Source organism: Halomicrobium zhouii, from assembly GCF_900114435.1.
GTDB classification, from domain to species: domain Archaea; phylum Halobacteriota; class Halobacteria; order Halobacteriales; family Haloarculaceae; genus Halomicrobium; species Halomicrobium zhouii.
In genome coordinates, this window is record NZ_FOZK01000002.1 from 175,556 (window position 1) to 188,392 (window position 12,837).

The window sequence follows — 12,837 nt, forward strand, 5'->3', positions numbered from 1 at the left end:
ATCCATGCGTGAGCACGTGACACCAGACGTCGACGAGCCACGACGGACAGAGAATCACCCATCAGAGACGGCCATCGACTGGGAACAGGCACAGGAAGGCGTGCGCCTCCTCCTCGACGCCGTCGGCGAGGACACCACGGAGGAGACGCTGATCGAGACGTGGTCCCGGCGCGTGCCTGCGGCGTTCGAAACCCTGACCGAGGGCGGCCGCGAGGCGGCGAAACCGTCGATGCAGACGTTCGAGACGGCCAGTGACGACTTCGTCGTGAAGACGGGGATTCCACTCTACAGTCTCTGTGAACACCACCTCCTCCCGTATTACGGGGAAGCGCACGTCGGCTACCGACCGGGGGATGCCGTCGTCGGTCTCTCGAAACTCTCCCGGTACGTCCGGTGGCAGTCACGAGAACTGACGATCCAGGAGGGTCTCACCAGCGACATCGCGACCGGCCTCGCCGAGGAAATCGGCGCAGAAGGCGTCGTCGTCGAACTCCACGCCACGCACCTCTGTGAGGCGATGCGCGGCGTCGAGACGGCGACGGAGACGGTGACCCGGTCCACTGTCGGCGCTCTGACCGACGACGAACAGCGACGATTCGACCAGCACGTCCGTACGACCGACTGAATCCGACGATGACACAGAACACCCGCGCTGTCGTCCTCGCATCTGGCGGGATGGACAGCGCCACGGCAGCCTACGAGGCACAGGCACAGGGCTACGACGAGCTATTTCTCCTCCACACGAGTTACGGCCAGCAGACGGAGGCCAGGGAACACGACTGCGCACAGGCGCTGGCAGCCCACGTCGAGGCGGCGGATTTCCTGCACATCGAGACGAGCCACCTGAGCGAGATCGGTGCCTCCTCACTGACGGACCAGGAGATGGAGGTCACTGACGCGGACATGGACAGCGACGAGATTCCGTCCTCGTACGTGCCGTTCCGGAACGCGAACCTCCTCTCGATGGCCGTCTCCTACGCCGAGGCCAACGAGTGCAGCGCCGTCTTCATCGGCGCACACTCGGAGGACTTCGCCGGGTATCCCGACTGTCGACCGGCGTTCTTCGACGCCTTCCAGCAGGTCGTCGACGTCGGGACGAAGCCAGCGACGTCGATTACGATGGAAGCGCCGTTCGTCGAGTGGTCGAAGACGGACATCGCCGAACGGGGACTCGAACTCGACGTTCCCTACGAGGACACCTGGAGTTGCTACCGTGCGGAAGCACCAGCCTGTGGCACCTGTGATTCGTGTGCCTTCCGACTCAGGGCGTTCCAGGAACTCGATGCACGCGACCCGATCGAGTACGCCGAGCGGCCGTCGTACGTGGAATAGAGCCTTCTACGATACCCATCTGGCCCCATACTATCTGGGGCTGAAATCACCCAAAACCGTCTGGCCCCCCGTTCACAATCAATCTCCAGCAGCGGACTGAGAAACCGGAATGAGCGTCATTGGCCACCGCGGTCCGCGTGAAACAGCCTCCGAGAGAAAGCATCTTTGTTCGCACATATCACCGTCTGTACTGACGCGAATCTATTTGTGAGGTCATAGGTAACAAGCGTCCATCACCCGTGTCAATCGCCCCCACAACTGAGCGACGCTTCGCCTCCTAACACATGGCAAACAGTAACAATATCGACATCGACGCCATCGTCAGTGGCAAGCAGGCGTTCAAAGCGGACCTGCTCAGTGACTTCGACAAGTCCCAGTGGCCGGACCGGATCGATTACGTCGCCCGCAAACTCACCGATGGGGAATACATCGTCAACCCGCAGGCGCAGAACCCCCGGTTTCTGACTGGCGGTGCCGACCTCGACAAAGCTGCGCGTGACTACTACCTCCGTGGCATTGGCGCGCTCACCGGAGATATCTCGCGCTCGACGGCGCTCCCGGACACGTTCGCTCTGGGCACTCTTCTCGTCGAATTCGCCGGGTTGCAAGCGGGGCTCGAGCACGTCGACCGACGTGACGTCCCGCCCGGTGAGATACTCTCGCGACTGATCACCCGCAATATACAGCGCCAGACGCGGGATCAGTCGGCGCAACTCGCACGCCAGCTGCGTGCCGACGCTGAAACGCCCCGTGAACTCGTCGCGGAACTCACCTCGGTTCCGGAAGTCGCACCGGTCGTCGAACAGGCGCTGCCTGACCCGGACGATGCCGACACGCTCACGACGCAGCTGGCAGAGCTGGACCTGACGACCGAGCTGTGGGACCACCAGCTGGAGAGCCTCGCGCTCTGGTTGCACCACGACACGAACGCGTACGTAGATATGGCCACGGCGACGGGAAAGACGGTGCTCGGACTCGCCGCCGTCGCACACGCCGTCGACTCGGGGTCGCTCCACCCTGCGGACCAGCAACGCCTCTCGGACATTTTCGACGGCGACCTCCCGGACCCACACCGTGACCGCCCGAACGACGTCCTCATCGTCACCACGGACGACTTGCTCGGCGTCCAGTGGGCGCGGCTGTTCCAGGACCACTGTCACACGCCGGCCGCGTTCACGCAGGTACGGGAGTCCGGTATCCGGCTGCCATGGGGCCACATCGACATCCGGTCGGCGCGGAACATGGAAGACGTCGACCCGAGCGACTACCGGCTGGCGATTTTCGACGAGGTGCACAACTACTCGACACGGGGTGGGTGGGGTGACCATCTGGTTTCGTTCATCGAGTCTTCGTGTCCCGTCCTCGCGATGACCGGCAGCGTCACCGAGCAACTCGAGTCGCTCGTCCAGCGGGCCGACCGGTCGTTCCCTCTGGTCTATCGCTACACGCACCAGCTCGCGCTCGCCGACGGCGTGATCCCAGACTTCGAGTGGACGCTGTCGTTCACCGAAGTGACCGACTCCGACTCGCTTTCGCAGTTCCGGGAGACGGCCAGCCATTTCGACGACGTCGTCGAGTACGACGCTGGGACGTACCACCTCGAGAACGACGCCCTGGCTGAAGCAGCGCCGGAACTTCCGAACGCCACCGTCGACGAGGTGGCTGGCGACTACGTCTCGGGGTCGGCACTCGCTGCCGGACTTCGCGACCACGGCGATGACGACATAGCGCCAACGAAGCAACTCGAGACACTCGCGAGTGGCATCGGCAACCGGACGATCCATCGGCTCAACCTCGACGCCGACCTCGCGGCAGTCGTCGAACTGGCAGAACAGGCACTTTCGGACGGCCGACCGGTACTCGTGCTGACCCGGTCCTACCGCGAGGCGAAGGAAATCTGGCAGGAACTGTACGACCAGCACGGCGATCGCGTCGTCCGACGACTCGACGCGGATCAGGACGCGGCGAAACAGGACTCTATCATCAGGTCGTTCGACGAGGCCGAAACCGACGAGAAAGCACTGATCGGTCCCGGGAAACGTATCGGACAGGGGAACGACATCAGGTCCGTCGAAGTCGGCATCAACATCGCCCGCCCGGGCAGTGGTGTGAACACGTCCCTCGTCCAGCGACTCGGTCGCCTGCTCCGTGACGCGGGCGGCAAGGAGACGGTCTCGTTCTATCACCTCGTCGGGGTACCGCCGGCCGACGCCACGATCGAACCCGACGGTGAATCGTTCGTCCGGACCATCGCGGAGTTCTTCGGCCAGGTGCTCGAACCCGACACCGACGGCATCCTCAAACAGCCTTCAGTGTCGATCGAGGACGACGTGGCGTCGGATATCGTCACGCTGGAACAACTCGGCGCGCCGAATGTCCGCGACGACCCGCGGGCAACCGCCATCGAGACGGCGTACGCGACAGCGATCGACGACCATCCTGACACCCCCACAGTCGCGACAGACTGGTTCGCCGCAGCCTTCGGCGATCAGACCGATCCCTCCAGGGTCACCGACGCGAGCACGGGGCGTGTCCGCCGGGAACCAGACGACGACTCCGGGTCCGGGCAACAGGAACCACCCGAGGGTGCCAGTTCGAGCGATGACGAGACGGATGACTCGTCGACGGGGCCCGAGTCAGGCGATGGTTCGGACGAGGTGGACGAGAGTGATGACGACGAGACGAATCTAACTGTCGAGGACAATCCATCGCCTCTGGCCGAGCACTACGACGCGTTCCGGAGTCTGGGTATCATCCACCGAGCGATCCGTGAATCGGCCAGGACTACCTTCCCCGAGACGGATCCCCAGCAGCGGTGGATGGACGATGCCCGTTCGATCATCACCGAACAGGGATGGGGCGACCAGGACACTGGCTACGGGAGACAGCAGATGGAACGGAGCCCGTTCAAAATCTCGGAGTACCGGGAAGCGTACGGCACGGAAGACCGGATCACTACGTTCGAGACGGTCGGGACTCAGACACTCTCGCCGGCGATAACGGCACTGCTGGACGAATCACTCGCCGAACTCGAGTCGTGGGTCGTCCCCGTCGCCCCGGAGAGTGGGGTGCCACTGCCAGTACTCGTCGAGTCCGAAGCGGAATTAGCGCAGGCGCGGGCCTTACTCGACGAATTCCCCGCGGAGCCTCCCGTCACTCTCGAGGATGCCTCGAACGATGAGACTACCAGTGGTAGTAGTGACGAGTCGGGTGAGGAGACGGACGGTAGCGATACGACTGGTGGACCGGAAGTCGGCTCCGAAGACGATACATCGACACCAGTCGAAGACGTGCGCGGCGTACCCGCCGCGGCGACGGAGGCGTTGCACGCTGCAGGCTACGATCAACTCGACGACCTCCGGAGAGCGACCGACGACGAACTCACCGCGATAGACGGGATTTCAGCACAGCGCGTCACGATGATTCGAGCAGCAGTCGGTCGGCAGCAGGACGATTCGTGACCCGCGAGAGGGTGATCATCCGGACTGCATCCCGGAGGCGAAGGACCTATCTGGGCCAATCGAGTACCGGTGTCTGATCTATGGCAGACTTCCGGGTGACGTCAGTCGGCGACGACGGCTATGGCCGGCTTGGAGAACTCGACGTTCCCCACGGACCGGTCGATACGCCGGCGCTCTTTCCCGTGGTCAGCCTTATCGGTGGCTCGACGACGAACTCGGGTGGCATCTGGTCCCGACTTCGCGAGAACCTCTTTGCGAACGACGAGCTGCAGGGGGTCATGTTCCAGGCGATGAGTTTCACGGACTTCGGCGTTTCTCCGAAGAACCTCAACGAACACTGGCGAACACAGCCGTTCCAGGAGTGGTACCCAGACCTCGATGCGCCGGTGTTCATCGACTCGGGGGGGTTCAAGCTGATGAACTCGAACACGTTCAGCGACGCCCCGACCGAAGGTGGCGACGAGAACGACTGGGGGCTCTACACCAACCCGGCGAGCATTCTTGGGCTCCAGCTCGATTTCGGTGCCGACATCATCGCGACGCTCGACTATCCGATTCCGCCAGACCTCAAAGAGGAAGAGAAGATGGAGCGGATGGAGCAGAGCATCGAGAGCGCCGTGGAGTGTCTGCGGATCATCGACGACCCATCCCTGTTGACCGCGGACAACAACGACAACGAGCGCGCGAGAGAACACCTCGAACGCCGCAAAGCCGAGGGGAACGAGCCCGGCGTGTACGTCGCCCTCCACGGCACCGACTTCGAGACGGTCAGCTGGTACGTCGGGAACTTCATCGAGGCAGTGGACGAGGCTGGTCTCAACCACGCCTTCGAGGGATTCGCTCTCGGGTCGCTCGTCCCCCTCCGGAGCAGTATGGACGTACTGGTCAAACTCATCCAGGGGGCGAAAGCGGCGATCCCGGAGGCACGTGCGGACGAGATTGGACTGCACGTCTTCGGAATCGGTGGCAAGCAGGTCTCCCTGCTGGCGCTCCTCGGCGTCGACTCGTTCGACTGTTCGAGCCACGTTCAGGCTGCGAAGTACAGGAAGTACGTCGTCCCCGGCGAGTGGGAGAACGTCGCGTTGGAGGACCTCCCGGCGTACATCGACGACGACGGCAACTTCCCCTGTGACATGCCCAACTGCACGCTCTGTGGCCCCGAGAGCGACGTCGCGAGTTACGAGGAGATGATGCACGTCCTGAACAGCGACATGGGCTACGACGAGCGCGAGGAGCGGAAAGCCAACGGCGAGTTCATCAAGAGCGACTACTACGCGCACCTGGCACGGCACAACTTCGAGGTGTACAACCAGGAACTGATGCGTGTGCGGGAGCAGATTCGGCAGGGAACGCTCCTGGACTACGTCGTCGAGGAGGCCAGGAAGGACGACGACATCAAAAAGGGTCTCAAGGAAGCGCAGTTGCACGACGACCGCGGACTGCAAGCAGACCTCGAGGAACGCGGTGCGTACGACCTCGTCGCGGGGATGGACCTCACGAGTGACCAGGCGAAGCTCTCGACGTTCGACGCCGGCGTCGACGAGGCGACCGAGAGTCGGACGATTTCGCTCAAACACAGTCCGCACGACTTCGACGTCCTGGCCCGCGAGTACGCACCACCGTCGGAGACAGACGTCCTCCTCGTCGTCCCGTGCAGTCAGCAAAAGCCCTACTCCGAATCGCGAACACACTCCGTGCTCTCGAAGAAATTAGGCGGACACCGGGAGAATACCCACAAGGTCACCGTCTCGGGGATGTACGGGCCCGTTCCGAAGGATTTCGAGGAGGAACAGCCGGTCCTCGAGTACGAGTACGTGCTCGCGAAAGAGGATGATGCCCAGATGGAACTCGTCACCGACCGACTCGTCGAGTTCCTCGACCGTTACGGCGACCAGTTCGACGAAATCGTCGGGTACGTGACGAGCAAGACCTATCGTGAAGTCATCGAAACTGCGTTCGACACGTACGGCCGCGGGACCGTCTTCCCCCGTGACCCCGAAGCGCTCCAGCTGACGGAGTTTTTCCGTTCGAGCAATATGCAGGAACTTCGTGAACACCTGGACCACGAACTCGCGACTGGGTCCTGAGAACCAGGTGTTAATTCTGTCGACGAGTTTCGTCGTTTCTGCAGACGGTTTACAATTTAAGTAGGTGAGGCGTCCTCAAGTGAGTGAGAGTTGCCCCACGGCTGTTCTCAGATACCAATGTTGGCTGTGGAACCACGAGGGACGATCGACCGGCCAGTCTGTTTCAGACGGATCTCCCGGTTCAGCACGCCGCCGCTGTGCCGGCCACGAGAACTAACTACCGGGGCAGTAGTACCATTTTCAACTCACCAAGCACGATGAACACACCAAGGGACCGGCTCGACAGGGCCGTCGACAGAGCGGCCGAAGTAACGTGGTGGAACCGGAATCTGACGAAGCTCACGGACGTCGACGGGATCGCGAACTCCCAGTCGTTCGTCGAAGACGACCTCGTCGAACGAAAGGGCCCGTACGTGGAGTACGTCGACGCCCCGGCGTTCCACGACCAGACTGCAGCCGAGTTCCTCTCCGATCTCGGCTATCATCAGGACATCGTCGCGGCGATCACGGCGAAGCTGTTCGGTGGCGACACCGACGGCTCGCTCTACCAGCACCAGGCCGAGACGATCGCGACGATCGACGCCAACGACGACGACAACATCCTCGCCGTGCCGACGGCGACGGGGAAGACGGAGTCGTTCTTCCTGCCGATCCTCGACCACTGTCTGTCGACCGACGAGGAAGGGCTGAAGGCGATCGTCCTGTACCCGATGAAGACGCTCGGCGTCGACCAGCTCAACCGGTTCGTCTCGTATCTCGACGAGATCAACCGCCGACGCGATCCGGAAGACCGGATCACGATCGGTATCTGGGACTCCGACACGCCCTCGCGGGTCGGGACGCGCGACCACGAAATCGAAGTCGGGTCGTACGTCCGGGGACTCGAGTGTCCACGCGAGGACGACAAGCTGAAAGTCCTCGGCGAGATGAACGTCGGGACCGACGACCACTCGTACCCGTGGCTTCGCGTGACTCGCGAGAGTATCCGCCAGGGTGTCGACATCCTCCTGACCGGGCCGGAGGCGCTGGACTACATGTTCGTCAGCGACAACCAGGAGACCCGGGGTATTCTGGGTGAACAGCCCGGAGACGTACCACTCAAGCACGTCGTCTTCGACGAGGCCCACGTCTGGAGTGGTATCCAGGGCGCAGCGGTTTCGCTGCTCTCCCAGCGTCTCAAGGCCTACTACGCGGACCGGGACCCACAGATCACGATGGTTTCCGCGACCGTCGACAATCCGACGGAACTGGCTGCGGACCTGACGGGGGCTGACGAGACAGCTATCAACACCGTCGAGTTCCGGGCGCGAGAGTTCGCGGCCCAGGGGACGCCCGACTTCGAGCGGCTGGCGCCGTGTACCATCGACGACCTCGTGACGACGCTCGCGCTCGTGCACGTCCTCGACGTCGACGCGGGAACGCTCTCGACGGAGTATGGCCTTGGAAATGCGGTGGAGACACTACAGACCGTGGGGCTGCTCACCCGGTCGTCGCCGCTATCACTGGGGAACGCGGCCGGCGACTGGGTGACAGGACCGATCGACCAGGCAGTGGCCCGGGCGACGGATTCGGACCCCGAGCGGTTCCCCGACGCCGAAGCCGTCGTCACGACAGACCGTGGCCAGACGCGCGTCGTCGACGCGGTGGTCGAAGCCAGTGGAATCCAGTCCGGCTGGTTCGAGTACGCCATGGCCAACGTCCCGGAGGTGGCCCGGTTCGCCGACTGGTTCGACGAGGAGACGACGGGCGTCGTGGGGTTCAAACACTACGACGCCCTCGTCGACCAGGTCGCCGAAACTGGCGTCGACGACCCGGAAGGAGTGCTCCAGTCTGTACTGGCGTTCGGCCGCCTCGCGGGCGTCGTCACCGAGAAGTACCACACCTTCCTCAAGCCGCCGTACAAGGTGTACTGGTGTCGCGACTGCGAGCGAGTGGCGCGGGACAGCCGGTGTCCCGACTGCGGTAGTGACCTGCTGGAGATGCAGTTCTGTCGACGGTGCCACCAGCCGTACGTCGAAATCGGGGCTGACGGGACTGTCGGAGACGGTGGCGTCTCTGGGCGCGACGCGTCGGCGGACTCGTCGTTCATCCCGGTCGGTGCTGACGCGAGTGGCGTCCCGTCGGGAGGTGACCGGTGTCCGGGCTGCAAGGGAACTCCCCAGCTCTCCGACGTCGGCGTCCCGACGCCGTCGTTGCTCTCGTACATGTTGACCGAGCTCTGCCGGGTCTCTCCGTCGAAGAAGACCCTGGTGTTCTCCGATTCGCGGAGTACGGCGGAGTCGGTCGGCGACCGAATCATCGACACGGAGTACGGGCTGATGGCCGAGACGCTCTACGTCGACGAACTCATCGACAGGGGCGGGCGGGCGGACAACTACGACCTCTTCCGAGCCGTCTCCGACCGACTCCGCGAAGAGTACTGGGACCCGCTCATCCAGAACGACGTCAACGAGGACGGGACGGCCTACAACTTCCTCCGGACGTTGCTCGACGACATCGAGGCCCACGCCATGCTGTCCAACTGTGATCACCTGCTGGACAGCGCCCTCGTCACGGCCGCGCCGGTGTACGAAACAGAGAATCTAGAAGCACTGCAGGTCGGTCACGCCCTGTACAAGCTGTTCGCGGGATCGTCGGCTCCTTCCTTCTCCAAGCAGCGGATGCAGTTCGCTGGCCTGACACGCGAAAAGGCCCTCGACCGGCTGGACTCTCGACTGGGCTACGACCGCTCGCTGATAGACCGGCATCTCGATTCGCAGCTGCGGACGTTGCTCGACGTCGGTGTCATCAGCGAACTGTCCTGGGACGAAGCCAGAGAGACCATCCAGTCGTCGTCGCAGTCCGAGGCCGTCAAACACGAGGTGTTCGACTTCATCGAGGCGGCCAGAGAGGAAGTCGTCGAGCGCGATCTGACTCCCGAGCCGGAGAGCGGTGTGTACACGCGCACGCCCAAGCGCGACGATAGTGACCTCGTCTTGCTACCACAGGCGGCGTTCTGTGCGGGGTGTTACCGTTCGTATCCCGTTACTGCCGATGGCGACGCTCCGACGACGTGTCTCCACTGCGACGCGGCGCTGGAAACGTATCAGCGGTTCCGTGAATCCGACGAGGGATTCGTCGCCGATCCGGGATACGCGACCGCCGCCAGCGACTGGGAATACGCGGTCGATCACTGGGCCTACGACATCACCCGGTTCATCCGGGATGGGGCGATTCCGGAGTACATCTCCGTCGGGATCCACAAAGGAAACATTCCGCATACCCTCCGCGGAGCGATCGAGGAAGGGTTCCGGAAGGACGACCCGGACGTGAACATCGTCAGCGCGACGCCGACCATGGAACTCGGCGTCGACATCGGCACACTGGACACGGTCGCCCAGGTGGGGATCCCACCGACGCTGACGAACTACGTCCAGCGGAGCGGGCGAACGGGACGAACCCGGGGAAGTTCCTCACTCGTGGTCACGGCCATCCGTGGCAATCATCCGGTCGATAGCCACTACTACGGGAATCTGGAGACGTTCCTCGGTGAGTTCGAACCGGTCCGGGTCCCGGATCCCTACGAGTTCGACGAGCTCCTCGCCAGCCACGTGGTCACGGAGACGTTCGCCTACCTCGCCCGGAACCCCCACGAGAGTAACGTCTTCCAGAAGATGTACCGCATCGACGAGCGCAAGGAGAATCTGGTCAACTTCATCAACTCGGTGACCAACCAGCTCGACATCCTCCGTGAGTTCATGCTCGACGAGCGGCGCGATGCCGTCGTTCGGCATATCGAGGACATCTTCGGCGAACGCGGCGTCGAACTGTTCGAGCAGGTGTTCGAGGGCGACGGCCCGCTCTCCCTCGACGACCGGATGGACAAGACGTTCTCGAAGCTGACCAGTATGTCCGGGGAGGGGGAGATGAACAAGTCGTTCACCGAGCAGAACGGCCGTCTGGACGGCTGGCTCAGCCGCCTCGGCTACCTGGCCAACTACCGGTCGTTCGGCCAGCAGTTCCCCGTCCGGTTCACCGGGGCCAACGACGGCATCCAGTTCGAAGGGTCGGGCCGGCTGTACGATATGTTCCCCGGCGAGGAGAACGACCTCGGATCGGTGCTCACGCTCCACGGGACGGACTACATCGTCGACGACGTCCACGGGACCGAGACGCCGTTGACGACCGTCACCGTCTGTGCGAACGACGAGTGCGAACGGCCTTTCCAGAGCTACGACGCCGACGGTACGACCTGTCCCCACTGCGAGGAGGAGATGGTCGAAACACCTGTCCACGGCGTGAGCTCCGTCGAGTGCAAGGCTGCCAAAGGAGGCCAGAAAGGCTACACCACACGCGGGCTCCGGTCGACGTTCATCGAGGAACCGACCGACGATGCAGCAATCAGGGTGGACGAGCGCCGGTCGGTCTTCGGGCTTGACGCGCGCCTCACCTACGGACAGCTCGAGGTGACCGACTTCGTCTACGCCTTCGAGCGGTGGCACACCAGGGGAAGCGACAAGGAAATTCTCCGATCTGAGGCCGTCATCGAGCGTGACGAGGCCGGCGGGTCGACAGGCAGTTCCTGGCAGGAACGCATGGCGGACGTCGAGGAGGAGATCTACCGCCCGGTGGGCCAGCAGTACTTCACGCAGGGGCTGACGATGCGTTTCGACGAAGCAGCCGTCCGAGAGCGCTACCAGGCCCTGGCTCACGATACCGTCTCCTGGCCCCAGGCGCTCGTCAGCCTCGAACAGGCCATGGAGAAGGCAATCGCCATCGTCGCCGAGTGCGACCGCGACGACTTCCGCGTGAAGGCGACGACCACGGGAACGGACGTCGTCGTGCACGTCGTCGACTCACGCCAGGGCGGCAACGGCATCACGTGGCAGGTCCTGGACCGACTCCAGGCCGTCGAACGCCGTGTCCGGGAGGTCGCCGACTGCGACCGGTGTAGCGATTACTGCGACGAGTGCCTCCTCCTGGCCCGGACGCCCGCGTACTACCTCGACAACGACCTGCTCGACAGGCGGACGCTGAGCGCCGTCGTCGGGGGCAGCCAGTGATTCGCGACCAGCTCCTCAACGAGGTCCAGGACGCCGCCATCGCGTGCCTGTACGACCCGAGAGAGAACTCGCGCTGGGGACTGCTCCGCGGGCTGCCAGCCCTCCACTACCTCGGCGTGGACGATTTCACCTACCCCACGTCGTGGTGCCAGTTCGGGCGCGGGGGCCGCCACCACGAACTCGACTACGACTACCACGTCGTCAGCAACGGCCTCGACATCCCCGACGACAATCCCGACTTCGGCGTCGTCACCAACCGGCACTACGAACACGAGACGCCGTACACGATCAAGTACCTCATCAACCGGTATTCGACGACCGATTCGATACTGTTCGTGCTCACGGACGACCGCCGGTTCCAGCCACAGGACTCGCTTCGACCGCTGTTCCAGGAACCGTTCGTCGATATGCTCGGCACCTACGCGTCCGTGTACGAGACGTTCGAGTCGGCATACGAAGACGCCGGGTGGCGGTTCCCGCTCTCCGACACGAAGAACGTCTTCGTGCAGGACAACGCTTCACTCTACACCGTCGTGACTGGCGAATCGCTCGCCGACACGACGGAACTGTTCGAGGTGCTGCCCGACGCCCCGTACCTGCCGCTGTATGATGCACTGAGCGACATCTTCGCTCGCCCGAGCGAGTACGGGTCGGTTCCTCTGGACGGTGACGGCGGGGTCCCGGAGCTAGTGCGATGGCTCAGGCGGCGCATCGAGTGGGACCGGGACACCGCAAGGGAGGTGGCGAACAACCTCAACGACGCCGTCGTCGCGGACGGCAGTACGTTCGACCCCGCGGCGGCCCGTCGGTCACCTGCGGTCCGCGAGGCGAAGACTGCCGCGAACGACCTCGAGCCGGCAAACTCGGCGATCGACCGTCGCTACGTGAACTGGCTCACGCGCTACGACCTTTGAT

General features: G+C 63.5%; 6 protein-coding genes. All 6 read left to right on the forward strand.

The features are described 5' to 3' along the window. Positions 1–4: 4 nt before the first annotated feature. The 6 genes from folE to BM337_RS08395 all read left to right on the forward strand — a co-directional run bounded on the left by folE (position 5) and on the right by BM337_RS08395 (position 12,836). A complete protein-coding gene (gene folE / locus BM337_RS08370) occupies positions 5–625 on the forward strand; it encodes a GTP cyclohydrolase I (protein WP_089815931.1) in 621 nt (206 codons plus the stop codon). Between the two features lie 8 nt (positions 626–633). Continuing rightward, positions 634–1,332, forward strand: a complete 699-nt coding sequence (gene queC, locus BM337_RS08375) for a 7-cyano-7-deazaguanine synthase QueC (protein WP_089815933.1) — start codon at positions 634–636, stop codon at positions 1,330–1,332. A 284-nt stretch (positions 1,333–1,616) separates the two neighbouring features. Further along, positions 1,617–4,793 carry a DEAD/DEAH box helicase gene (locus BM337_RS08380; protein WP_089815935.1) on the forward strand — a complete coding sequence of 1,059 codons (3,177 nt, stop codon included), beginning with the start codon at positions 1,617–1,619 and terminating at the stop codon, positions 4,791–4,793. An 80-nt stretch (positions 4,794–4,873) separates the two neighbouring features. Then, positions 4,874–6,880, forward strand: coding sequence for a DUF5591 domain-containing protein (locus BM337_RS08385; RefSeq protein WP_177227347.1), 2,007 nt, complete (start codon positions 4,874–4,876; stop codon positions 6,878–6,880). A gap of 257 nt (positions 6,881–7,137) precedes the next feature. Beyond that, positions 7,138–11,922 (forward strand): DEAD/DEAH box helicase, encoded by a 4,785-nt coding sequence (locus BM337_RS08390; RefSeq protein WP_218155535.1) that lies wholly within the window; start codon positions 7,138–7,140, stop codon positions 11,920–11,922. Further along, positions 11,919–12,836: a hypothetical protein gene (locus BM337_RS08395; protein WP_218155536.1), complete on the forward strand. Its 918-nt coding sequence runs from the start codon at positions 11,919–11,921 to the stop codon at positions 12,834–12,836. Before BM337_RS08390 ends, BM337_RS08395 begins: the two co-directional genes overlap by 4 nt. Position 12,837: the final 1 nt, after the last annotated feature.